Source organism: Sphingomonas sp. BLHR8, from assembly GCF_056821725.1.
This window is the reverse complement of record NZ_JBPDIM010000001.1, coordinates 381078-405278: the sequence shown is the minus strand read 5'-3', so window position 1 is coordinate 405278 and position 24201 is coordinate 381078. Positions and strand designations below refer to the sequence as shown.

The following is a 24201-nucleotide window of genomic DNA, read 5'->3' as shown; positions in this document are numbered from 1 at the left end:
TGGTCATCCTCGCCCACGCGCTCATCCGAGCCCGCCGCGCTGCACGATTTCGAGTCCCGTCACCGCCAGCGCGACACAGACTAGCCCGGCTGCACCCAACGCGAAACGCCGCAGACGCAGGCGCCGCGCTGCAATAAGCTGCGGCGTCAGGATTTCGGTCACCGACCCGATCACCGGCAGCCCCGATGCCCGCGCGAGCTTTGCGGCCGCGGGATAGGTCGTCTGCATCTGCCCCATGGCAAAGGCGGCTGCGACACCCCCGGCCAGGCCGGCCAGCAGCACGCCCAGATTGAGCAAAGGTTTGTTAGGCGCCGTTGGCTTGGTGGCAACGCTGGGCGGGTCGAGCACGGTGATGCGCACCGCGTCGGCATTCTGCTCCGCCGCGCCGCGCAGGCGGATCTGCTCGCGCCGGGCGGTGAGCCGATCGAACTGTTCCTTCTGCACGGTATATTCGCGCGTCAGTCGGTCATATTCGGCCGCCACCGCCGGCTCCTGCACGCGCGCCGCGGTGATCCGAGAGATTTCGCCCTGAAGCTGCGCTCGCCGCGAACCAAGCGCGCTGCGCTGGGCGGCGAGGCCGGCGTAGGTCGGGTTGGGCGAACTGGTTCCCGCCGTCCGCACCGGCGCCACCGTCTCACGCGCCGCCTGCGCCCGCAGCGCCGCGATCTGCGCCTGCAGCGAGACGACATCGGGATGCTGCGCGGTCAGTCCGCGCGCGCGCATGCCCGACAGCTCGGCCTCCGCATTGGCGAGCTGCTGCCGTGCGACGCCGACGCCGACCGGCGTGCTGACGCTGCCGGGGGTGACGATGGTCGGCGGGGTCGCGGCGAGCTGGCTGTTGACCGCCACCAGTTGCGTATCGATCTGCGACAGCTCCGCACGCGCAGCGTCGAGCCGGTTGGAGGCCGACCCCGCGCCCGGCAGCAGACCGAAATTGCGCGCCTCGAACGCCGAACGTGCGCTCTCCGCCTGGGTGAGCTTGCCCTGGACCTCCGCCAGTTGCGCGTCGAGAAAGCGCAGGTTCTGCTCCGCTCCCGCAGCCCCGTCGCGCATCTGCGCATCGCGAAACTGCGCGATCATTGCATTGGCGATGCGCGGAGCGAGCGCCATGTTCTGTGCGTCGCTGCGCCCGCCGCCACCGACGGTGACCGCAAATTCGATGACGTTGTTCGGCGTCGAGGTGACCGTCGTCGCCTGCTGGATTTCCATCGCCGCGCGAGCGCGCGCCGCATCGTCGCTGGCGCGGTCGATCATGCCCGCCGCGACCGCGACCTCCCCCAGGTTGCGCGTCGAGGTGAGCGAGTCCTTGAGCGTATCGAAGCGCCGCTGGGTATCGAGCGGCATCGCCCCGGGCTCAGCCACGACGTCGGTCACTTCAACCTGGACGCGCGCCTTCGATTCATAGCGGCTCGGCACCATGGCGATAACCAGCCAGCCCAGCACGCACAGTCCCCAGGCGACGCCGAGCGCCGGCCAGCGACGCTGCCAAATGCCGTGAAGCAGGATCTTGAGTTCGTCGAGCAGCGACGTCACGCGGCCGCTCCCTCCCGCGCGTCTGCCATCAGAAGGCGCTTTCGGGGATGATGATCACATCCCCCGGCTGCAGGCGCACGTTCGCGCTGGTGTCGCCGCGGCGGATGAGGTCGTTGATGCGCAGGGAGAATTCATCCTGCCGACCGGTGCCGCGATCATATCGCACGAGCCGCGCGCGGTTGCCCGAGGCGAGCTCACCCAATCCACCGACAGCGATCATCGCATCGAGCAGCGTCATGTTGGCACGGAACGGGATCGACGCCGGCCGCTCGGTCGCGCCGATGACCCGCACCTGCTGCGAATATGTGCCGCTGAACTGGTTGACGATCACGCTGACGATCGGATCGTTGATATACCGCGACAGCTGCACGCGGATGTCCTGCGCCAGCATCGTCGGCGTTTTCCCGACAGCGGGCAGGTCGGAGATCAGCGGGGTGGTGATGCGGCCGTCGGGTCGCACCTGAACCTTGCCGCCGAGTTCCGGATTGCGCCACACGAACACGGTCAGCTCGTCGAGCGGACCAATGACATATTCCTCGCCCGGCCCCTCATGCGCGGTGACGAAGCTCGCCGGCGGCAATTCGGGTGCCCGCGCCGTGCTCGCGCAACCGCCGAGCGCCATCGCCGACAGGCTCACCCCGGCGATCAGTGCATAAAACTGGCGTTTGCTGGTCATGGCCACGATCACTCCAATGCCGCACGCGCGGACGACGCAACGCGGCATCGCCTCGTTTCGCGCATAAGGGTGAATATCAGGTTAGCCGTTTCGTGGCGCCGATCCCATTCAACCGGCGATGCCGATGACCCGTTCCATCGCCGGCGGATGTCCGAGAAAGGCGGTCGGACTCGCGCTCGCGCCATAGGCTCCGGCAAGGAAGATGGCGACGACGTCGCCGACATCGGCGCGCGGCAACGCCACCGCATCCCCCAGCCGGTCCAGCGGCGTGCACAGGCAGCCGACGACGTGAACGATTTCGTCCGGCTCGTCCGCGAACCGCCCCGCAATCGCGATCGGGTAGTTGCGCCGGATGACGGTGCCGAAATTCCCGCTGGCCGCCAGTTGATGATGCAGGCCACCGTCGACGATGAGGAAAGTTTCCCCGTGGCTCTGCTTCCTGTCGACCACGCGCGTCAGATACACGCCCGCTTCCGCGACGAGGTATCGCCCCAGCTCGATCGCCATGTGCGTCGCACCGAGGATCGCCGGTCGAGCCGCCAGCGCCTCACCCAGCGCGGCCCCGATGCGGCTAGCGTCGAGCGGGGCGTCACCGGCGAAATAGGGAACACCGAACCCGCCGCCGAGATTGAGATGCGGTGGGGCAACGCCAGCCGCTTGGGAAAGGCGCGCCGCCAGTGCGAGCGTATTGGCCTGCGCTTCGATCAGCGCATCGGCATCCAGCGCCTGGCTTCCCGCGAAGATATGGAGGCCGCGGTAATCGCCGCCCTCCGCTACGATACGGCGAATGAGGTCGGGCACCCGCTCCGCATCGACGCCGAACGGCTTGGCCCCGCCGCCCATGCGCATGCCCGACCCCTTGAGCTCGAAGTCCGGGTTGACCCGCACCGCCAGTTGCGCGCGCAGGTCGAGCGTCTGGCCGATGTGGAGTGCGCGTTCCGCCTCGCCTTCGCTCTCTACGTTGACGGTCGCCCCGGCGCGGATGCCGGCGGTCAGTTCATCGTTGCGCTTGCCCGGACCGGCGAAGCTGATCCGCTGCGGCGCCATGCCCGCGGCGACCGCCATGTGCAGCTCCCCGCCGCTCGCCACGTCAAAGCCGTCGACCATGCCCGCCATTGCGGCGAGAAGATCGGGATGGCTGTTGGCCTTGATCGCATAATGGATGGCGACGTCCGGCGGCATCGCCTGCCGCAGCGCGCGCACGCGTGCCGCCACCAGCGCGAGGTCATAGACGAATTGCGGCGTGCCGTGGTCGGCGAGCGCAAGCGCGCTCATCCCGCCGATACGCAGCACGCCCTGTTCGTCGGCGACGTAGCCTGCGGGGACAGGTCCGTGCGGTTTCGCCTTCACGGCGTCACCTCGATGCGCGTGCGCATGTCGCCGCAGATGGTCACACGGTCGAGCTTGCCGTTGGCGTTGCGTGGCAGATCGGCGCGCACGATGATGTCGCGCGGCTGCATGAAGTTCGGCAGCGTCGCCCGCAGAGCCGCACGAAGCTGAGCCTCGAAATCGCCCTCGATCGGCCCGCGCGGCCGGACGGTAAGCGCGATCGCCTGCCCGCTGGCCGGGTCGGTGACGCCGCACGCGACCGCTTCGAAGACGAGGCCGGTGGCTTCGGCCGCCTCCTCGATCTCGGTCGGGCTGATGCGCGTGCCGCTCGCCTTGATCATCTCGTCGTCGCGGCCGATGAAGGTCAGAAAGCCATCGACATCGCGGCGAACGCGATCGCCACTCCACACCGCCATGCCGCCGTAACGCGACGCGGGCGGCGCGGGGCGAAAGCGCTGTGCCGTTCGTTCCGCATCGCGCCAGTAACCCTGCGCGACGAGCGGACCGCAATGCACGAGCTCGCCCGGTTCGTCGGGGTCGGTGATGCTGCCGTCGGGGCGCACCACCAGCACTTCTGCATGCGGGATCGCCTTGCCGATCGATTCGGGCCGGGCGTCGATCAGCTCGGGTTCGAGGTAGGTGGAACGGAACGCTTCGGTGATGCCATACATGGCGAACAGGCGCGCGTTCGCGAACCGCTGCCGCAGCTCGTGCACTAGCCGGCGGGTCAGCGCGCCGCCGCTGTTGGTGAGGCGGGTCAGCCGCGCCGCGGTCTCCGCCGGCCAATCGCTATCGAGCAGCTGCACCCACAGCGGTGGCACACCGGCGAGCGTGGTGATCTCGAAACGTTCGACCGCCCGGATGACGTCGCGTGCGCTGAGATAGTCGAGCGGGGCGACGCTGCCGCCGGCGGCCCACGTCGAGAGCAGCTGATTCTGGCCGTAGTCGAACGACAGCGGAAGCACGCCGAGCACGCGATCGCTCGGTGCCAGCTCGAGATATTCCGCCACGGCCTCGGCGCCGAGCCACAGATTGGCATGGCTGAGCATCACGCCCTTGGGCCGTCCGGTCGATCCGGAGGTGTAGAGGATCGATGCCAGCGCCTGCGGATCGGCGTGTGACCGGGCGAGCGCCGGCCCGTGCCCGAACAGCACCGCTTCCACCGCCTGCTCGTCGGCGATGTGCGTCGTGGACGGGAGGTCGCCCGGATTGAGCGTCGCGGCACGACCCGCATTCGTAATCAGCCGCACCGCGCCGCAGTCGGACAGGATGTGCTGCACCTGCCCACGTTTGAGCCCCGGGTTGATGGGAACATGGACCAGTCCGGCGCGCGGGGCAGCGAGCGGCATCACCGACGCCACCGCGCCCTTCCCCACCCAGCTCGCCACCCTCGCCCCCGGTTCCGCGCGGTCGGCTAGCCAGGCCGCCACCCGCCCAACGGCATGTTCGAGCGAGCGATAGTCGATCGTGCGGTCGCGCAGCAGCAACGCCGGCGCGTCCGCATCCCCCGCAAGGACATGGTCGATAGGACGGACAGACGCGCTTAAGGGTTCGAGCATGATTTCCGGCGATACTGAAACGACGATGGCCCCCTCGCCCTCCTGCGAGACGCCACCGGGGCATGGGGCAAAGGGGTGAATATCAGTTGAACCTTGCCGATGCCATCGCCGCCGGAGCCGATGCGCTCGACCGCCTACCGCCTGGCGAGCTTGGTCCGTTCTCCCGGACGAGCTGGTTTTGCCTCCTCGCCGATGCGCTCCCCCCGGGCGAGCAGGCGCATGCGTTCAAGGCAGCCCGGAACGGCGCGACGCAGTGGTGGGTGCTTCGCGGTACGGCGAACATTCGCAGGCTCCAGTCGCTCAGCAACTGGTATAGCTTTGGCTGGCGACCGGAGACGGTCGGTGACACGGCGCTCACCGCAGCGCTGGCGGAGGACGTCGCTCGCCAGTTGCTGGCGATCGCGTCGCGCCTGGATCTCTCGGCGGTTCGCGACGGCGACCGGACATGGCTGACCCCCGCGCTGCGACGCGCGGGGTGGCTGGTGGACGCGGCAACGACCAGCGCAAATCATCGCCTCGTGATCGGCGACCAGGGTTTCGACGCCTGGTGGGCGACCCGCCCCGGTCGCCTTCGATCGACCGTCAAGCGCAAGGCGCGCGACCTCGGCGCCGCCATCCGCATCGAACGCAGCTTTCGCGATGCCGACTGGCGCGCGTTCGAGGACGTCTATGGGGCGAGCTGGAAAGTCGCGGAAGGACAACCCGACCTGCTGCGCGCGTTCGCCAAGCACGAAGCGGATGCCGGGCGCATGCGGCTGGGGCTGCTGACGCACGAAGGCGAGGTCATCGCGGCGCAATTCTGGACGATGGAGCGGACCCGCGCCTTCATCCACAAGCTCGCGCATCGCCCCGACCACGACCGGCGATCGCCCGGAACCTTGCTCACCCACGCGCTCGTCGCGGCATGTGTCGCGGACGGCGCGCGCGAGATCGATTTCGGAACCGGCGACGACCCGTACAAGCACGACTGGTCGGACCGGGTCGATCCGCTGCACCATATCGTCGCGCTGAACCCGCGGCGGCCCGCAGCATGGCCGGCGATCGCGAAGGTCGCTGCTCGGAAAGTGCTCCGCTCGCGCCCCGGCGCCGCGCTTGCGAGCGGCGCCCCGGTGGGATAGCGCGCACCCCGATCAGGTTTGGACAAGGGATCGTCGATGAGCGTTGAACGGCAGGAACGCGCGGATCAGGCGCTGCGCGGCGTGCTGGTCGACCTGCTCGGCATCGATGCCGACCGGGTCGCGACGTTCGACGCCGACACCCCGCTGTTCGGCGCGCTGCCCGAACTCGATTCGATGGCCGTGGCGACAATGCTGACCGAACTCGAGGATCGCACCGACATCATCATCGACGATGACGAGGTCGATATCGACATGTTCGAGACCTTCGGCGCGTTGCGAAACTTCATCGCCGGCAAGTTGTCGGAGTGACGCCCGCCGCCCCCACCCTGCGCTTCGGCCCCGCCGATGCGCTGGTGCGGGTGCTGATCGTCCCCCCATTGTTCGACGAGGCGAACCGCATGCGGCGCACGCTCGCGCTGACGATGCGGGCGCTCGCGAAGCGCGGCATGGCGAGCGCGCTGCCTGACCTCCCCGGACAAGGGGACAGCCTGCTCCCCAACGACGAGGCCACGCTGGAGCGGTGGCAGGAGGCTCTCGCTGATGTCGCCCGGGCGGAGGAGCCCACAATCGTAGCAAGCTGGCGCGGCGGTGCGCTGATCGACGACGCAGCCATCGGCGCGCGTGGCTGGTGGCGAATGGCGCCGGTCGCGGGCGCGAGCCTGGTGCGGGCGCTGGTGCGCACGCGGATTGCGGGTGACCGCGAGGCGGGGCAGGCCATCACCGCCGACGAACTGCGCAATGCAGCGCGCGACGGATGGGTCGAACTCGGCGGCTATCGCCTCACAGGTGTGCTGCTCGACGGACTCGAAGCGGCGACCCCGGCCGCCGTGACGCCATTGCGCGAAGTCACGCCGGCCGAGATGGCGGGTTCCGCGTTGTGGCTGCGCAGCGAACCGGGCGAGAATGCCGCGATGGCGGAGGCGATGGCCGCGGACATCGCAGCTTGGGCCGACAACCTGCTCACGCGGCACTCGATCGATACCCGGCGCGAGGGGTCAGGAGACCATCGCGTCGTTGCGACCTCGGCCGCGAGCCGCCCGCCGCCGCAGCCTGCCCGCGACGGCCGTCATCCGCTGACGTTCGAGGTCGAGGGTGTCCGCTGCATGGCGACGCTCGACCCCGCGCCGGGCACGAGCGGGCTGCTGATCGTGTCGGGCGGCAACGAGATTCGCTGCGGTGCGCATCGCGGCATGGCAGAATTGGCAGCTGCGACCGCCGGCGCGGGCTGGCCGGTGTTGCGCTATGATCGGCGCGGGGTAGGCGATAGCGAAGGGGTCAACGGCGGCTTCCTCTCCAGCGCACCGGACATCGCCGCCGCGGTCAGCGCATTGCGCGAAGCCTGCCCGCAACTCCGTCGCATCGTGGCATTCGGCAACTGCGACGCGGCCGCAGCACTGGCGCTGTTCGGGCGGTCGGCTGGGATCGACACTCTGCTGCTGGGCAACCCGTGGACGCTCGACGATGACGAAGGCACGGAACGCGCCGAGCGCGAAGATGCCGCCCCCCTTCCCTCCGCAGCCGACATCCGCGCGCGCTACATGGCCAAGTTGCGGCAACCCTCCGAATGGTGGCGGCTGATGCGGGGCGGGGTGGACCTGCGCAAGCTGGCGCGCGGTCTCGCCCGCGCCGGTCGCGTCGAGACACCGCCCGCAGCGCTGGCGGGGCGCTTAGCCGAAGCGTTGGCGGCGGCCGGAAACGTGCAGGTCCTGCTGGCGGGCCGCGACCGGGTCGCGCGTGCGTTCGAGCGCAACGTTGCGACGCGGGGCCTCACGGTTAAACGCATCGACAGCGGCAGCCACAGCTTTGCCGACGAACGCGCGCGCGAGTGGCTACGCGCACAGATCAGCGCCGCGTTGAGCGGCGATGGGTGAGCGCGGTCAGGCGCTAGGCCCGTCGATTACCTGACCGGAGCGCGATCGCTCAGGTCGCACCGAAGTCGAGGAAGCTCGGGCGCGGGCCGTTCCAGTCGGGCGCGGCATCCTCCACCAGCGGCGCTTCGAAGGCGGGCTCGCGTTCCTCTGGCGCCCCGCGATCGTCGCGCGGTTTGCGAGCGTCGCGTCCCCGGCGTTCGCCCCGCTCGCGGCGCGGCGCGTCCGCTTCTTCGCGCTCGCGGCGCGGCTCGTCGCGACGGGGACGTTCCGTTCTGGCGCGCTTTGCGGGACGCTCGTCCTGCTCGCGCAGCGACTCCGTGTCTGTCAGTTCTTCGCGCTTCGCCGCCTTGCCGAAGCGGTCGCTGACGGGGATTTGCACGCCGATCAGTTTCTGGACGTTGGCGATCGCCTCTTCGTCCTTGTCGGTGACGAAGGTGTAGGCGTCGCCCTTCGCCCCCGCGCGGCCGGTGCGGCCGATGCGGTGGACATAATCGTCGGGGTGCCAGGGCGTGTCGTAATTGACGACGTGGCTGACGCCTTTGACGTCGAGCCCGCGCGCGGCGACGTCCGACGCGACGAGAATGTTGATCTCGCCAGCCTTGAACCGCTCCAGCTCCCTGATCCGGTCCGACTGATCCATGTCGCCATGGATCTCGCCCGCCTTGAATCGATCCCGCTTCAGCGTCTTGGCAAGGTCGCGCACGGTCGTCTTGCGATTGCAAAAGACGATCGTGGTCATCGCCGGATCATGGTCGAGCAGCTGCAGCAGCACGTCGCGCTTCCTGCGTTCGTCGACCATCACCAGCGCCTGCGTGATGTCGAGGTTGGTCGACGCCGGGCGCGCCACCTCGACCGAACGCGGGTTAGTGAGGAACTGGTCGGCGAGCTTCTTGATCGGCGGGGGCATCGTCGCCGAAAACAGCAAGGTCTGCCGCTGCTTGGGTAGCTTGCGACAGATTTCCTCGATGTCCGGGATGAAGCCCATGTCGAGCATGCGGTCGGCTTCGTCGATCACTAGCAGCTCGACCGCGGTGAGCAAAATCTTGCCGCGCCCGAACAGGTCCATCAGCCGCCCGGGCGTCGCGATGAGCACGTCGACGCCTTTTTCGAGCGCCTTCACCTGATCGCCCATTTGCACGCCGCCGATCAGCAGCGCCATCGATAGCTTGTGATTCTTGCCGTATTTCTCGAAATTCTCCGCCACCTGCGCGGCGAGCTCGCGGGTCGGTTCGAGGATCAGGCTGCGCGGCATGCGCGCGCGGGCACGTCCGGCCGACAGGATGTCGATCATCGGCAGCACGAAGCTCGCCGTCTTGCCGGTGCCGGTCTGCGCGATCGCGATCAGGTCGCGCATCATCTGCACCTGCGGGATCGCAGCCGCCTGGATCGGGGTCGGGTGGGTATAGCCAGACGCCATGACGGCGGCGAGCAGCTCGTCGGACAGGCCGAGGTCGGCGAAGGAAACGGGTTGGCCGTCGGTCATTAAATACTCACAGGGCGCGCAGCAGGGCACGCATCCCGCGCCGAAGACCGCGTCCGGCTAGGCGCAACCGGCGGAAAAAGCAAGGTGCGACGCCGCCCAGTCCCGCAGCGAGCGCTTGCATCGCCTCAATAGGCCGTCTCAATACGCGCATGCTTCACCCCGTCCTCGGCGAACTCGACGCCGCGCTCCCGCCTGGTCGCATTACCACCGACGCCGACGACATGGCGCCTTGGCTGACCGATTGGCGCGGGCGAGTGCACGGATGGGCGCTCGCCCTGCTCTCGCCGCGCTCGACGGGGGAGGTGCAGAGCATCGTCACCATCGCGGCACAGCATGGGGTGTCGCTGACTCTACAGGGCGGCAATACGAGCCAGGTTGCAGGCGCCACGCCACCCGGGACCGGGGATACGCTGCTGCTGTCGCTGCGGCGGATGGACGTGCTCTCGATCGACGGGGAGGCCCGCATCGCGCGCGCGGGCGCCGGGGTGATCCTCGAACATTTGCACACCGCATCCGCGCAGGCGGGTCTCCGTTTCCCGTTATCGCTCGGCGCCAAAGGGAGCGCGACGGTCGGCGGTCTCGTCGCCACCAACGCGGGGGGAACGCAGGTGCTGCGTCACGGCACGACGCGCGCGCTGACGCTGGGGCTGGAGGTCGTGCGCGCCGATGGGTCGGTGCTCGACATGATGGCGCCGCTCGCCAAGGACAATCGCGGTCCCGACGCCAAGCAGCTGTTCATCGGCGGCGAAGGCGCTTTCGGGATTGTCACCGCCGCGACGTTGGCGCTGAAGCCGGCGGTCGTGGAGCGTTCGGTCGCGTGGGTCGGCGTGCCCGATCCGCACGCGGCGCTGGCGCTGCTTCACCTGCTCGACGATGCGCTCGGCACCGCGCTCGAGGGTTTCGAGATCATTCCCGACGCTGCGGTCGCGCTGGTGCTGGGCCACGTCCACGGTACCCGCGCGCCGCTCGCCAGCGCCTCCCCCTGGCATGTGCTGGTGGAGGCGGTGAGCGTCGCGCGCGACCTGTCCCCCGCACCGGCGCTCGAGGCCGCGCTCGGCGTCGCGTTCGAGCGCGGCATCGCCACCGACGCCGCGCTCGCGCCCAGCGAAGCGGCGGCCGACGCCCTCTGGCGCCTTCGCGAAAGCGTCCCCGAAGCGCAGCGCGCGGTCGGCCCGCTCATCCCCCATGACGTGTCGGTGCCCGTGGCGGCGATGCCCGACTTTCTGGAACGAGCGCCGCTGGCGGTTGCAGAGGCGTATCCCGACGTCACCACACTCGGCTTCGGCCATCTCGGCGACGGCAACATTCACTTTCACCTTCGCCCGCCCGCAAGCAGCGACGCCGCGGGCTGGATCGTCGACCATGGCGAGGCGGCGAGCGCCATTGTCTATGCCGAGGCGATCGCCCGGGGCGGGTCGATCAGCGCCGAACATGGCATCGGCCGCGACAAGCGCAGTCTGCTCGCCCGCACCGACCCGCCCGAACGCATCGCGCTCTTGCGCGCGCTCAAAGCGGCGATGGATCCAGATAACCTCCTCAACCCCGGCGTGCTCATTCCGTGAGCGACGATCGTCCGCTGCTGGTGATCGACGAGGGCACCACCTCGACGCGCGCCATGCTGTTCGCGCCCGACGGCCGCGTGCGCGCGGTGGAGCAGCGCGCCATCCGCCAGAGCTACCCGCAGCCCGGCTGGGTCGAACAGGACGGCGAAGAGATATGGCAGGCGACGCTCGCCTGCGCCCGCGCGATGGTCGCAGCCGCCGGCGGACCGGCGCGCGTCGCCGCCATCGGCATCACCAATCAACGCGAGACGGTGCTGTTCTGGGACCGCGTCACCGGCGCCCCGCTTGCCCCCGCCATCGTGTGGCAGGACCGGCGCACCGCCGATGCCTGCGCCGCACTGCGCGACGCGGGCGAGGAGCCCCGCGTGCAGGCCACGACCGGGCTGCTGCTCGACCCCTATTTCAGCGCGAGCAAGATGCGCTGGGCGCTCGAACACTGGCCGCAACTGCGCGCAGCGGGCGGTCGGCTGGCGATGGGGACGGTCGAAAGCTATCTTGTTCACCGGCTCACCGGCGGCGCGCACGTCAGCGACGTCAGCAACGCCAGCCGCACGATGCTGATGGCGCTCGACGGGCGCGACTGGGACGCCGGGTTGCTGGCCCTGTTCGGCGTCGAGCGCGGGTGGCTGCCCGACATCGTCGGCTCGACCCCCGCCGACCTCGCCACCGACCCTGCGCTGTTCGGCGGGCCGATTCCGATCACCGGGATCGCAGGTGACCAGCAGGCAGCGTTGATCGGGCAGGGCTGCCTGGAGCCGGGTCAGGTCAAGGCCACGTTCGGCACCGGCGCCTTTATTCTCGCCGCGACGGGCACGCAGCGGCCGCGGTCAGCCAACCGCCTGCTCGCCACCGTTGCGCACGCGGTCGCGGGCGAGCGGCACTATGCGCTCGAAGGATCGCTGTTCGTCGCCGGCAGCCTCATCCAGTGGCTGCGCGACGGACTCGGCCTCCTTGAGGACAGCGCGGAGAGCGAGGCACTGGCGCGCAGCGTCACGGACAGTGCGGGGGTGGTCATCATCCCCGCGCTGGCGGGGCTCGGCGCGCCGCACTGGGACGCGGCGGCGCGGGGGAGCATCCACGGGCTGAGCTTCGCCGCGACGCGCGCGCACATCGCCCGCGCCGCATTAGAGGCGATGGCGCATCAGGTACATGATCTGATGACCGCGTTCGCAGCGGACGGGGCGCCGTGGGCGGAGCTCCGCGTCGACGGCGGGATGATCGCCAACGACTGGCTGGCACAGGACCTCGCCGACATGCTGGCGCTGGAGGTGGACCGGCCCGCGATGGTCGAGACCACCGCGCTCGGCGCGGCGATGCTCGCGGGCGTGGGTAGCGGGCGCTTTGCCACCCTCGCGCAAGCCGCCGATGCGATGCGCGGGGCGAGCGTGCGCTTTCGCCCGACAAGGTCCGCGGAGGTCCGCGCGGCACGCCTTGTCGCGTGGCGTGATGCCTTGCAGCGGACGTTACGGTCGAGCGAGCGTTAGTCGGCGACCACCTTTACCAGCACCGCGTCGACCTGCACCTGCGCGCCGGCGGTGGCGCTGAGCTCGTCAATGACCCCGTCGAATGGGGCGGTGAGGCTGTGCTCCATCTTCATCGCTTCGAGCGTCAACAGCTTGTCGCCCTTGGCGACGCGCTGGCCCTCGGTGACCTCGACCGCGATGATCTTGCCCGGCATCGGCGCCACGATCGCACCATCACCTGCCGCGTGCGCGCCCTGCCCGCGCGGGGGCGTGATAGTGAAGAGCCGACTGTGCCCCTGATCGGCGACGACCACGCGCTCCTGATCGAGCTGTGCCGCGACCCCGCGCGCGTTCGCAAGCAGATCGCCGCGCACCTCGATGCCATCGTGCCACAGCGGAATGCGCGTTTCGGGCGCACGATTTAGGCGAAATCCGACCGGCGAGCCGACGCGCGCCGCGCGGAACAGGGCGGCCGCGGCGTCGCTTGCTTCCGCGCTCGGCTCGGCCGGGGGGATCAGGGCGTCGCCGCGCTCCGCGATCAGCCCCGTGTGCACGTCGCCCGCAGCGAACGCTTCATCCGCCAGACAGCGCGCGAGGAAGCCCTGGTTCGTGCGCAGCGGCGCCACCAGCACATCTTCGAGCGCAGCGATCAGCCCTCGGCGCGCGGCGTCGCGGCTATCGCGATGCACGATCAGCTTCGCAATCATCGGGTCGTAATAGGGCGTCACCGTGTCGCCCTCCTCCACCCCGGTATCGACCCGCGCGAGCGGCGAGAGGTGCAGCGCCTCAAGCTTGCCGGTCGCGGGGAGGAAGCCCTTGGCGGGATCCTCGGCGTAGAGCCGCACCTCGATCGCGTGGCCGTCGATGGCGAGCTCATCCTGCGTCGCGGGAAGCGGCTCGCCGCTCGCGACGCGCAGCTGCCATTCGACGAGGTCGACGCCGGTGATCGCCTCGGTCACCGGATGTTCGACCTGAAGCCGCGTGTTCATCTCCATGAACCAGATGCGATCGGCGCGCAGGCCTTCGCTCGCATCAGCGATGAACTCGATCGTGCCGGCACCGACATAGTCGACCGCCCGCCCGGCGTTGACGGCAGCAGTACACACTGCCGCGCGCGTCGCAGCATCCATCCCCGGCGCCGGCGCCTCCTCGATCACCTTTTGGTGCCGCCGCTGGAGCGAACAGTCGCGCTCGAACAGGTGGACGATGTTGCCATGCTTGTCGCCGAACAGCTGCACTTCGATGTGACGCGGGCGTTCGATATATTTCTCGATCAGCACGACATCGTTGCCGAACGACGCTGCCGCTTCACGCCGGCAGGAGGCGAGCGCATCGGCAAAGGCGTCGGCGCGCTCGACCAGCCGCATCCCCTTGCCGCCGCCGCCGGCGACCGCCTTGATCAGCACCGGATAGCCGATCTCGGCCGCGCGCGCGGCGAGGAAGGCGGCGTCCTGATTGTCGCCCTGATAGCCGGGGGTGACCGGCACGCCAACGTCGGCCATCAGCTTCTTGGCCGCGTCCTTGAGGCCCATGGCGGTGATGCTCGCAGGGTTGGGCCCGACCCAGATCAGCCCAGCGTCGATCACCGCCTGAGCAAACTCGGCGTTCTCAGAGAGAAAGCCGTAGCCCGGATGAACCGCCTGCGCGCCCGACTGCTGCGCTGCGGTGATAATGCGCTCACCGACAAGGTAGCTCTCCCGTGCCGCAGCGGGGCCGATGTGCACCGCCCGATCCGCCTCTCGTACGTGCAGCGCGTCCGCGTCGGCGTCCGAATAGACCGCCACCGTCGCGATCCCGAGCCGGCGCGCGGTCCGGATGATCCGGCAAGCGATCTCGCCGCGATTGGCGATGAGGAGCGAGGTGATCATCGGGTCCTAGGCTCCCAGCCGCCGCGGAAAGCCATGCCGCGAATGAAGCGCGTCGAGCAGCGCGTTGATGTCGGTCGCAAAGGCACGACCGTCGTGGTGCGCGTCGGCCTCTCCGTCATCGTCACCGTCGGCGAACATCAGCAGCGGCAGGTTCTGGAGCTCCTCCCCCGCCACAGCCACCACCGCCTCCCGCGGGCGCGGATAGGGGACGCGCACGACCTCTATGTTGGCCGCGCGCTCGGGAAAGGCGGCGAGCAGGCCATCGACGATCAGACAGTCCTTGCAGAACCGCTCCCCGTCCGTGCCCGCAGGGTCGGGAATGGAGGCGTCGAGGAGGAAGAGAGTATCTTTCATTTGGTCGCCATCACATCCGGAATACGCCAAAGCGCGTCTCTTCGACCGGCATGCCGCCGCATACTGCCAGCGCCAGGCCGAGCACGTCGCGCGTCTGCGCGGGGTCAATGACGCCGTCATCCCACAGCCGCGCGGTGGCGTAATAGGGGTTGCCCTCGTCCTCGTATTTCTGGCGGATCGGCGCCTTGAAGGCTTCCGCTTCCTCCGGCGTCCAGCTCGCGGCGTCGCGGTGGACGGTGGCGAGGACGCTCGCCGCCTGTTCGCCGCCCATCACGCTGATGCGGCTGTTGGGCCAGCTGAACAGGAAGTTGGGCGAATAAGCCCGCCCGCACATGCCGTAGTTGCCCGCGCCAAAGCTGCCGCCGATGAGGATGGTGATCTTGGGCACGGTGGCGGTGGCGACGGCGGTGACGAGCTTCGCGCCATGTTTGGCGATCCCCTCCGCCTCATATTTGCCGCCGACCATGAAGCCCGAGATGTTCTGCAGAAACAGCAACGGCACGCCGCGCTGCTGCGCGAGTTCGATGAAGTGCGCCCCCTTCACCGCGCTTTCGCTGAACAACACGCCGTTGTTGGCGAGGATGGCGACGCTCTGCCCGCGGATATGTGCGAAGCCGCACACCAGCGTCGTGCCGTAATGCGCCTTGAATTCATGGAAGCGCGAGCCGTCGACCAGCCGCGCGATCACCTCGCGTACGTCATAGGGCGCGCGCACATCCTCCGGGATCAGCGCATAGAGGTCCTCTGCCGGGTAGAGCGGATCGTCGCCCTCCAGCGCCACGAAGTCGGCGTCGCTGCCCGATTCGCCGAGGTGGCTGACGATATCGCGCACGATCGTCAGCGCGTGCATGTCGTCGGCGGCGAGGTGGTCGACCACGCCCGATTTCTTGGCGTGAAGGTCGCCGCCGCCGAGCGCTTCGGCGCTGATCTCCTCCCCCGTCGCGGCCTTCACCAGCGGCGGGCCGGCGAGAAAAATCGTGCCCTGCTCGCGGACAATCACCGTCTCATCGGACATGGCGGGGACGTAGGCGCCGCCCGCGGTGCAGCTGCCCATCACGCAGGCGATCTGCGCAGTGCGCGCCGCGCTCATGTTCGCTTGGTTGTAGAAGATGCGGCCGAAATGATCCCGGTCCGGGAACACCTCCGCCTGATGCGGCAGGTTGGCGCCGCCCGAATCGACGAGGTAGATGCACGGCAGCCGGTTCTGCATCGCGATCTCCTGCGCGCGCAGATGCTTCTTCACCGTCAGCGGGTAGTAAGTGCCGCCCTTCACCGTCGCGTCGTTGGCGACGATCATGCACAGCCGCCCTGCGACCTGCCCGATCGCGGAGATCATCCCCGCGCCCGGCACTTCGTCGCCGTACAGCCCGTTCGCGGCGAGCTGCGAAAGTTCCAGCAGCGGTGAACCCGGGTCGACCAGCCGCTCCACCCGGTCGCGCGGGAGCAGCTTGCCGCGCGACGTGTGCCGATCCCGCGCGCGCTCGTCACCGCCGAGCGCGGCGCGAGCAACGCGCGACCGTAGTTCCTCCGCCAAAGCGCGATTGTGCGCCGCGCGGGGCGACGCCGCGTCGACCGGCGAGCCGATGACAGGCGCGCTCACGCCCGCTTCCTCACAAATTCGGCGCGGAGGACAAGGCCTCTGATGCCGGGGTATTTGCAATCGATTTCCTGCGCATCACCCGTCAGCCGGATCGATTTGATCAGCGTCCCCTGCTTGAGGGTCTGACCAGCGCCCTTCACCTCCAAATCCTTGATCAAGGTGACCTGATCCCCGTCCGCCAGCAGGTTGCCGACGGCGTCGCGGACCTCGACGTGGCTGTCGGCAGCTCGGCGCGCCGCCAGTTCGGCAGCGGGAAGCCAGTCGCCGCTCACCTCGTCATAGACATAATCGTCCTCGGCGCTCACGCGGCGGCCCCGATCAGTTCGCGGCCCATCAGCATGCGGCGGATTTCGTTAGTGCCGGCGCCGATGTCGAGCAGCTTGGCGTCGCGCCAATAGCGTTCGACCGGCCAGTCCTTGGTATAGCCCGCGCCGCCCAGCGCCTGGATCGCTTCGTTGGCGACCTTCACCGCGGCTTCGCTGGCGTAGAGGATCGCGCCCGCGGCGTCATGGCGAGTCGTCTGCCCCGCATCGCACGCCTTCGCCACCGCGTAGACATAGGCGCGCGAGGTCGACAGCGCGACGACCATGTCGGCGACCTTGGCCTGCATCAGCTGGAACGAACCGATCGGCTTCCCGAATTGCTGCCGTTCGCGGACGTAGGGGAGCACGGTGTCGAGGCACGCCTGCATGATCCCGATCTGCAGGCCCGCAAGCACGACGCGTTCATAGTCCAGCCCGCTCATCAACACGCCGACCCCGCCGTGAAGCGGGCCCATGACGTTCTCTTCCGGCACGAAGCAATCGTTAAAAACCAGCTCCGACGTCGGCGAACCGCGCATGCCGACCTTGTCGATCTTTTGCCCGATCGCAAAGCCGGGGAAGCTCTTCTCGATCAGGAACGCGGTGATACCTCGGCTGCCCGCTTCGGGGGCGGTCTTGGCATAGACCACCAGCGTGTCGGCATAGGCGGCGTTGGTGATCCAGAATTTGGTGCCGTTGAGGCGATAGCCACCGTCGACCGCGTCGGCGCGCAGCTTCATCGAGACGACGTCGCTGCCCGCGCTCACCTCCGACATGGCGAGGCTGCCGACATGTTCGCCCGAGACGAGCTTCGGCAGATATTTCGCCTTCTGATCCGCATTGCCCCAGCGACGGATCTGGTTGACGCACAGGTTGGAATGCGCGCCGTAGCTGAGCCCGATCGAAGCGGAGGCGCGGCTGACCTCCTCCACCGCCACGACATGCTCGAGATAGCCGAGCCCCAGCCCACCGTCCGCTTCGTCCACCGTGACGCCGTGCAGGCCGAGTTCGCCCATCGCCGGCCACAGCTCGTCGCGCGGGAACCAGTCGTCGGCGTCGATCTTGGCCGCGAGCGGCGCGATTTTCTCCCGCGCGAAGCGTTCGGTCGTGTCGCGGATCATGTCGGCGCCTTCGCCGAGCGCAAAGTCGAGCAATTGGGTCATGAGCGCGCTCTTGCCGAGCCGCGCGAACCGGCGCAACCACTCGTCGAATTTCAACGCGAACGGCGGTCCTTATCAACGTTTTGTCGCAAAGCGCATATCTCCACTCTTGCACTAGAAAAAACCGGCATTAGGTTCGCGCTCAAGTCGACGTTCGGTTTCCGGGCGCGACCTGCTGCGCAAGCGAGGCGGCACCCTGGTGGTCCGAGGCGGTTGTGGCAGGTTTCCTTTTGGGGAGAAGTGAACATGCGTATCAAGCTGATCATGGCCGTTTCGGCCGCCGCCCTCGCCCTTTCGGCGTGCCAGAGCCAGGAAGCCGACGCGGTCGAAGACGCCGCCGAAGCGCAGGCGGACACCGTTCGCGAGCAGGCCGACGCCGCTCCGACCGCCGCTGCTGAGCAGGCGCTCGAGAACAAGGCCGACCGCATCGAAGCCGCGGGCGAGGAAAAGGCCAACGCGATGGACGACAACGGCGAAATCACGCCGAGCGAAGTGGGCGCCGCTCCGGCTGCGACCACCACGTCGACCACCACCACCAAGACCAACTGAGCTGAGGCGGCGTTCGCGCCGCTTCGGTTTGGAACCGTCAACGAAGCGCCGTCCGGTCCCAGCGACCGGGCGGCGTTTTGCTGTGAGCTCGATGCGCCCGAGTAGCGGCATGCCCTAGCGTCGGGCGAACGCGCCATTGCCGCTTTTCGAAACTCCAGTATCGTCCGCTGAAAGCAGATTCGCGGGAATGAGGAGGAGCGCCAAAATGGCGACGATGTTGGACGAACGGGCGGACGCGACGGACCTCGACGCATTTCGCTCGGAGGTGCGCGGCTGGCTCGAGGCCAATTTCCCCGCCTCGCTGAAGGGCATCGACCTGTCGCGCTCCGCGCTGGAGGCGCCGACAGACAAGTCGCCCGACCGCGAAGCTTGGCGGCAGGCGGTCGGCGACAAGGGGTGGGGCACACCGACCTGGCCCAAGGAATATGGCGGCGGCGGCCTCAGCAAGGCCGAGGCGCGCATCGTGCAGGAGGAGTTTGCGCGCGCCGGCGCCTCCAACCCCATCGGCGGCATGGGCGTCATGATGTTCGGCCCGACGCTGCTCGAATATGGCAGCGAGGAGCAAAAGGCCGAGCATATCCCCGCGATCGTCCGCGGCGAGGTACGCTGGTGCCAGGGCTATAGCGAGCCGAACGCTGGCTCCGACCTCGCCAACCTGCAGATGTTCGCCGACGATGCGGGCGATCATTATATCGTCAACGGCCAGAAGACCTGGACCAGCGGCGGTCAGTGGGCGGACAAATGTTTCGCCCTCGTCCGCACCGACAAGACGCAGAAGCAGGGTGGCATCAGCTTTCTGCTGATCGACATGGATTCGCCTGGCGTCGAGGTGAAGCCGATCAAGATGATCAGCGGCATGTCGCCATTTTGCGAGACATTCTTCACCAATGTGAAGGTGCCGAAGACCAACCTGATCGGTAAGGAAGGCGAAGGCTGGACGATCGGCAAACGCCTCCTTCAGCACGAGCGAACCAATCTCGCCGGTGGCGGACGCGCGCTGGGCGGCGGGGTGTCGCTGCCCGCGCTCGCCAAGGAAGCCTACGGCACGGACGAGCAGGGTCGCATCGCCAATCCCGATCTGCGCGCTCGCATCGCCAAGTGGGAGATGGACTGGGCCGCATTCATGCAGACCGCGATGCGCGTCGCTGCGGACAAGGGCGTGTCCGAAGCCTCCTCGATCCTCAAGACCAGCGGCACCAAGCTTCTTCAGGATAAGGCGGAGATGGTGATCGAGATCCGCGGCATGCAGGCGCTCGGCTGGGAGGGCGACGGCTTCACGCAGGAGGAGCTGGAGGCGACCCGCGCCTGGCTCTTCGGGAAGGCGACGACGGTCTACGGCGGCTCGACCGAGATCCAGACGAACATCGTCGCCAAGCGCATCCTCGGGATGCTCGACCACCAGTAAGCGCCGACCTGCGCACCGAATTGACAGGGAGAGAGGCCCCGATGGCCCAATTGAGCGAAGAGCAGACGATGCTGCGCGATATGGCGCAGAACTGGGTCAACAACGAAAGCCCGACCAGCGCGTGGCGCCGCGTTCGCGATGCCGGTGAAGCGCGCGGCTATGACGCGAATGTCTATGCCGAAATGGCGCAGATGGGCTGGACCGGGGTCGTCATCCCCGAAGCGCACGGCGGCAGCGATTTTGGCTGGCGCAGCCTCGGCCTCGTCATCGAGGAGCTTGGGCGCACACTGACCGCGTCGCCGCTGGTCGCGACATCGATCGCGGTGGCCGCGCTGCGCATGGGCAGATCCGACGCGCAGCAGGCCGCGTGGCTCCCCGCGCTTGCCGACGGCAGCAAGACGGCGACGCTCGCCTTCGACGAAGGTCCGCGCCATGACCCAAACAAGATCGCGACGCGCGTCGCGGGCGGCAAGCTCACCGGCGAGAAAGCCTTCGTCGCGGAGGGTGACAGCGCCGACCTGTTTGTCGTCGCGGCGACTGACGGGCTGTATCTGGTCGACGGCAGCGCCGAGGGCGTGACCCGCGAGCGGCGGCAAATGGTTGATTTCCGCAGCCATGCGATGGTGCGCTTCGACGGCGCTCCGGCGGAAAAGCTCGACGGCGGCGGCGACGCCCTCACCGACCGCGTGCTCGACGTGGCGCGCGTGCTCACCGCGTGCGAGATGTTCGGCATGAGCCGCGAGGCATTCGACACCACCCTCGCCTACCTCAAGCAGCGCGTGCAGTTCGGGCAAGTGCTGGCGACGTTCCAGGCGTTGCAGCACCGCATGGCCGGGCTGTTTACCGAGATCGAGCTGACGCGCTCGGCGATCGAGACAGCGCTGGGCGCGCTCGACGCCGGGGGCGATGCGGGCGTCGCCGCCGCGCTCGCCAAGGCGCGGGCCAACGACACGCTCCACCAGATGAGCCGCGAGGCGATCCAGCTCCATGGCGGGATCGGCATGACCGACGAATATGACGTCGGCTTTTACCTCAAGCGCGCGCGCCCACTGGAGAACGCCTGGGGCTCCAGCGCCTATCTGCGCGATCGTTACGCGACGCTGAGCGGGTACTGACTCTCCCCTCCCCGCGCCTCGTGGGGAGGGGTTCGCACGACCCCGCCTTGCAAAGCGCGGGAGTCGCTGCTAGTCGCGCGCCGACCCAACGGCACGGCTGTTCATCGCCCGGCGCACTCGCTGCGCCCCCGCGGGTTTGTAAGCCATCCCCCAGCGAAGGGTCGTGCGTCCGTGGAGAGTTCCAGCGGTATTCAGGCGAGCTTAGGCGGACGCTATGCGTCGGCGCTGTTCGAGCTCGCGGAGGCCGACAAGGCGCTCCCCGCGGTCGAACAGAGCCTTCAGCGCCTGACCGCCGCGATCGGCGAATCGGCGGAGCTGCGCGCGCTAATCGTCAGCCCGCGCGTCAACCGCGGCGCAGCGGGCGACGCGCTGGCGAAAGTCGCGAGCGAGCTCGGACTCGACCTGTTGACCACCAAGTTCCTCGGCGTGCTGGCGCAGAACCGCCGCCTTGCGGCGCTCCCAGACATCGCCCGCGCGTTCAGCAGCATGGCCGCCGCGCACCGCGGCGAATCGCACGCGGAAGTCGTCTCCGCCCACCCCCTCACCGACGCGCAGGCCGATGCCATCGGCCAGCAGCTTCGCGCCCGTCTCGGCCGTGCGGTCCACATCGACCGCCGCGTCGACCCCGATCTGCTCGGCGGGCTTATCGTTAAGGTCGGTTCGAAGCTGTTCGACAGTTCGATCCGCACCCGTCTCAACGCCCTCGCCGCTGCGATGAAAGGCTAAGTACCCCGATGGATATCCGCGCCGCAGAAATTTCCCGCGTCATCAAGGACCAGATCGCGTCCTTCGGCGATGAGGCCCAGGTCAGCGAAATCGGCCAGGTGCTCTCGGTCGGCGACGGCATCGCGCGCGTCCATGGCCTCGACCAGGTTCAGGCGGGCGAGATGGTCGAATTCGCCAATGGCGTGAAGGGCATGGCACTCAACCTCGAGGCCGACAACGTCGGTATCGTGATCTTCGGCTCCGACGCCGAAATCCGCGAGGGCGACACGGTCCGCCGCACCGAAACCATCGTCGACGTGCCGGTCGGCAAGGGCCTACTCGGCCGCGTGGTCGACGCGCTCGGCAACCCGATCGACGGCAAGGGCCCGATCGAGAACGTGACGCGCGAACGCGTCGAAGTGAAGGCGCCGGGCATCATTCCGCGCAAGTCGGTGCACGAGCCGGTGCAGACCGGTCTCAAGGCGCTCGACGCACTGGTGCCCGTCGGCCGCGGCCAGCGCGAGCTGATCATCGGCGACCGCCAGACCGGCAAGACCGCGGTCGCGCTCGACACCTTCATCAACCAGAAGACCGCCAACGCCGGAGACGATGAATCGAAGAAGCTCTACTGCATCTACGTTGCGGTCGGGCAGAAGCGGTCGACCGTTGCGCAGATCGTCCGCGCGCTCGAGGAAAATGGCGCGATGGAATACTCCATCGTCGTGGCCGCGACCGCGTCGGAGCCGGCACCGCTTCAGTTCCTCGCGCCCTACACCGGCTGCGCGATGGGCGAATATTTCCGCGACAACGGCATGCACGCCGTCATCGTCTATGACGATCTTTCCAAGCAGGCGGTCGCCTATCGCCAGATGTCGCTGCTGCTGCGTCGTCCGCCGGGCCGCGAAGCCTACCCCGGCGACGTGTTCTACCTGCACAGCCGTCTGCTCGAGCGCGCGGCGAAGATGAACGACGCCAACGGCAATGGTTCGCTGACCGCCCTGCCGATCATCGAAACGCAGGCGGGCGACGTTTCGGCGTACATCCCGACCAACGTGATTTCGATCACCGACGGGCAGATCTTCCTCGAAACGAACCTGTTCTACCAGGGCATCCGTCCGGCGATCAACGTCGGCCTGTCGGTGAGCCGCGTCGGCTCCGCTGCGCAGACCAAGGCGATGAAAAAGGTTTCGGGCTCGATCAAGCTTGAGCTCGCCCAGTATCGTGAGATGGAGGCCTTCGCGCAGTTCGGCTCCGACCTTGACCCGGCAACGCAGCGCCTGCTCAACCGCGGTGCCCGCCTGACGCAGCTGCTGAAGCAGCCGCAGTTCCAGCCGATGCCGTTCGAAGAGCAGACCGCGTCGATCTGGGCGGGCACCAACGGCTACCTCGACAATGTCGCGACCACCGACGTGTCGCGTTACGAGGAGGCGATGCTCGCGTACCTCCGCCGCGAGCACGCCGGCATCCTCGCCGACATCCGCGACACCCGCGACCTGTCGGACGACACCAAGGGCAAGCTTAAGGACGCGCTCGAGTCGTTCGGCAAGCAGTTCGCATAACCGGAGTTCCGTCACCCCGGATTTGATCCGGGGTCCATGGATGCTGAACATGTTCGGCATGACGCAAGAGAGTTGAATGGCCACCCTCAAGGAACTCAAAGGCCGCATCTCCTCGGTCAAATCGACCCAGAAGATCACCAAGGCCAAGAAGATGGTCGCGTCGGCCAAGCTGCGCCGGGCCCAGGCCGCGGCGGAGGGCGGGCGCCCCTATGCCGAGCGCCTGGAAGCGGTCGTCGCGAGCCTTGCCGCGCGGGTCGGCGGCAGCGCATCGGCGCCGATGCTGCTCGGCGGCAACGGGCGCGATCAGGTGCACCTGCTGGTCGTTCTGAACAGCGACCGCGGCCTTGCGGGCGCGTTCAACTCGAACATCGTCAAGGCGGCGCGAGACAAGGCGCATGAGCTGCGCGCGGCGGGCAAGACCGTGCGCTTCCTGCTGGTGGGCAAGAAGGGCCGCCCGGTTATCAACCGCCTGTTCGCCGACACCACCCGCGCGACCTACGACACTGCGGGCGTGCGCGAGGTGGGCTTCGACCAGGCGCAGGAGATCGCGCGCGAAGTGCTCGACCTTTACGAGGCCGGCGAGTTCGACGTCGCGCACCTGTTCTTCTCCAAGTTCCGTTCCGCGCTGGTGCAGGAAGCGACGGCGCAGCAGATCATCCCCGTCGCCCTCCCCGCGACGGGCGCGGCCGAGCCGACCAGCGGCGGGGCGGTGGTCGAATATGAGCCTGACGAGGAAGCGATCCTCGCCGACCTGCTGCCGCGCAACGTCACCATCCAGATCTTCAAGGGTCTGCTGGAGAACGCCGCGTCCGAACAGGGCGCGTCGATGACCGCGATGGACAATGCGACGCGCAACGCAGGCGACCTCATCAACCGCCTCACCATCCAGTACAACCGCAGCCGCCAGGCCGCGATCACCAAGGAACTCATCGAGATCATCTCGGGCGCCGAAGCGCTCTGACCTCGACCGACTTTACGCAAAGGCAGGAC

General features: G+C 68.3%; 21 protein-coding genes. 11 read left to right on the top strand and 10 right to left on the bottom strand.

From position 1 onward, the window contains the following. Positions 1 to 21: 21 nt before the first annotated feature. The 4 genes from ACRYJK_RS02035 to ACRYJK_RS02020 form a co-directional block, all read right to left on the bottom strand. Complete coding sequence (locus ACRYJK_RS02035) at positions 22 to 1533, bottom strand: XrtA system polysaccharide chain length determinant (protein WP_482665919.1); 1512 nt, start codon at positions 1531 to 1533, stop codon at positions 22 to 24. Between the two features lie 28 nt (positions 1534 to 1561). Then, on the bottom strand, positions 1562 to 2209 hold the full coding sequence (locus ACRYJK_RS02030; RefSeq protein WP_482665918.1) for an XrtA/PEP-CTERM system exopolysaccharide export protein: 648 nt from the start codon (positions 2207 to 2209) through the stop codon (positions 1562 to 1564). 108 nt (positions 2210 to 2317) lie between these two features. Further along, the gene (locus ACRYJK_RS02025; protein WP_482665917.1) at positions 2318 to 3559 is read right to left on the bottom strand and encodes a pyridoxal-dependent decarboxylase, exosortase A system-associated; all 1242 of its coding nucleotides are present in this window, start codon (positions 3557 to 3559) and stop codon (positions 2318 to 2320) included. Further along, positions 3556 to 5097, bottom strand: coding sequence for an acyl-CoA ligase (AMP-forming), exosortase A system-associated (locus ACRYJK_RS02020; protein WP_482665916.1), 1542 nt, complete (start codon positions 5095 to 5097; stop codon positions 3556 to 3558). The genes ACRYJK_RS02025 and ACRYJK_RS02020 overlap by 4 nt, the downstream gene beginning before the upstream one ends. 62 nt (positions 5098 to 5159) lie before the next feature. Here ACRYJK_RS02020 and ACRYJK_RS02015 point away from each other — a divergent pair, with 62 nt between their 5' ends. The 3 genes from ACRYJK_RS02015 to ACRYJK_RS02005 are packed head-to-tail and all read left to right on the top strand — an operon-like array spanning position 5160 to position 8086. Next, on the top strand, positions 5160 to 6215 hold the full coding sequence (locus ACRYJK_RS02015) for a GNAT family N-acetyltransferase (RefSeq protein WP_482665915.1): 1056 nt from the start codon (positions 5160 to 5162) through the stop codon (positions 6213 to 6215). Between the two features lie 36 nt (positions 6216 to 6251). Then, positions 6252 to 6524 (top strand): phosphopantetheine-binding protein, encoded by a 273-nt coding sequence (locus ACRYJK_RS02010; RefSeq protein WP_482665914.1) that lies wholly within the window; start codon positions 6252 to 6254, stop codon positions 6522 to 6524. Continuing rightward, a complete protein-coding gene (locus ACRYJK_RS02005; protein ID WP_482665913.1) occupies positions 6521 to 8086 on the top strand; it encodes a hydrolase 1, exosortase A system-associated in 1566 nt (521 codons plus the stop codon). The genes ACRYJK_RS02010 and ACRYJK_RS02005 overlap by 4 nt, the downstream gene beginning before the upstream one ends. Before the next feature lie 49 nt (positions 8087 to 8135). On the opposite strand, the gene ACRYJK_RS02000 is transcribed toward ACRYJK_RS02005, so the two are convergent. After that, a complete protein-coding gene (locus tag ACRYJK_RS02000; RefSeq protein ID WP_482665912.1) occupies positions 8136 to 9569 on the bottom strand; it encodes a DEAD/DEAH box helicase in 1434 nt (477 codons plus the stop codon). Positions 9570 to 9718: 149 nt separating this feature from the next. Between ACRYJK_RS02000 and ACRYJK_RS01995 the strand changes: the two genes are divergently transcribed. Further along, the gene (locus ACRYJK_RS01995; RefSeq protein WP_482665911.1) at positions 9719 to 11131 is read left to right on the top strand and encodes an FAD-binding oxidoreductase; all 1413 of its coding nucleotides are present in this window, start codon (positions 9719 to 9721) and stop codon (positions 11129 to 11131) included. After that, a complete protein-coding gene (locus ACRYJK_RS01990) occupies positions 11128 to 12615 on the top strand; it encodes an FGGY family carbohydrate kinase (RefSeq protein WP_482665910.1) in 1488 nt (495 codons plus the stop codon). Before ACRYJK_RS01995 ends, ACRYJK_RS01990 begins: the two co-directional genes overlap by 4 nt. Here the strand turns inward: ACRYJK_RS01990 and ACRYJK_RS01985 are convergent. Genes ACRYJK_RS01985 through ACRYJK_RS01965 form a run of 5 tightly spaced genes read right to left on the bottom strand, consistent with a single transcriptional unit; the run spans position 12612 to position 17881 of the window. After that, on the bottom strand, positions 12612 to 14462 hold the full coding sequence (locus ACRYJK_RS01985; RefSeq protein WP_482665909.1) for an acetyl/propionyl/methylcrotonyl-CoA carboxylase subunit alpha: 1851 nt from the start codon (positions 14460 to 14462) through the stop codon (positions 12612 to 12614). The genes ACRYJK_RS01990 and ACRYJK_RS01985 overlap by 4 nt on opposite strands. A 6-nt stretch (positions 14463 to 14468) precedes the next feature. Next, a complete protein-coding gene (locus tag ACRYJK_RS01980; RefSeq protein ID WP_482665908.1) occupies positions 14469 to 14816 on the bottom strand; it encodes a DUF3088 family protein in 348 nt (115 codons plus the stop codon). Positions 14817 to 14826: 10 nt separating this feature from the next. Then, the gene (locus ACRYJK_RS01975; RefSeq protein WP_482665907.1) at positions 14827 to 16416 is read right to left on the bottom strand and encodes a carboxyl transferase domain-containing protein; all 1590 of its coding nucleotides are present in this window, start codon (positions 16414 to 16416) and stop codon (positions 14827 to 14829) included. Next, positions 16413 to 16721, bottom strand: coding sequence for an alkylphosphonate utilization protein (locus tag ACRYJK_RS01970; RefSeq protein ID WP_482665906.1), 309 nt, complete (start codon positions 16719 to 16721; stop codon positions 16413 to 16415). Before ACRYJK_RS01970 ends, ACRYJK_RS01975 begins: the two co-directional genes overlap by 4 nt. Beyond that, positions 16718 to 17881, bottom strand: a complete 1164-nt coding sequence (locus ACRYJK_RS01965; protein ID WP_482667378.1) for an isovaleryl-CoA dehydrogenase — start codon at positions 17879 to 17881, stop codon at positions 16718 to 16720. Before ACRYJK_RS01965 ends, ACRYJK_RS01970 begins: the two co-directional genes overlap by 4 nt. Positions 17882 to 18124: 243 nt before the next feature. Here ACRYJK_RS01965 and ACRYJK_RS01960 point away from each other — a divergent pair, with 243 nt between their 5' ends. From ACRYJK_RS01960 to ACRYJK_RS01935, 6 genes are all read left to right on the top strand, one after another. Further along, positions 18125 to 18427 (top strand): hypothetical protein, encoded by a 303-nt coding sequence (locus ACRYJK_RS01960; protein WP_482665905.1) that lies wholly within the window; start codon positions 18125 to 18127, stop codon positions 18425 to 18427. A gap of 205 nt (positions 18428 to 18632) precedes the next feature. Further along, entirely contained in the window at positions 18633 to 19832 is a 1200-nt protein-coding gene (locus ACRYJK_RS01955; RefSeq protein WP_482665904.1) for an acyl-CoA dehydrogenase family protein, read from the top strand. Positions 19833 to 19873: 41 nt separating this feature from the next. After that, complete coding sequence (locus ACRYJK_RS01950) at positions 19874 to 20947, top strand: acyl-CoA dehydrogenase family protein (protein WP_482665903.1); 1074 nt, start codon at positions 19874 to 19876, stop codon at positions 20945 to 20947. Positions 20948 to 21118: 171 nt separating this feature from the next. Next, complete coding sequence (locus ACRYJK_RS01945; RefSeq protein ID WP_482665902.1) at positions 21119 to 21673, top strand: F0F1 ATP synthase subunit delta; 555 nt, start codon at positions 21119 to 21121, stop codon at positions 21671 to 21673. Between the two features lie 8 nt (positions 21674 to 21681). Beyond that, entirely contained in the window at positions 21682 to 23211 is a 1530-nt protein-coding gene (gene atpA, locus ACRYJK_RS01940; protein ID WP_482665901.1) for a F0F1 ATP synthase subunit alpha, read from the top strand. Positions 23212 to 23287: 76 nt separating this feature from the next. After that, a complete protein-coding gene (locus tag ACRYJK_RS01935) occupies positions 23288 to 24172 on the top strand; it encodes a F0F1 ATP synthase subunit gamma (protein ID WP_482665900.1) in 885 nt (294 codons plus the stop codon). Positions 24173 to 24201: the final 29 nt, after the last annotated feature.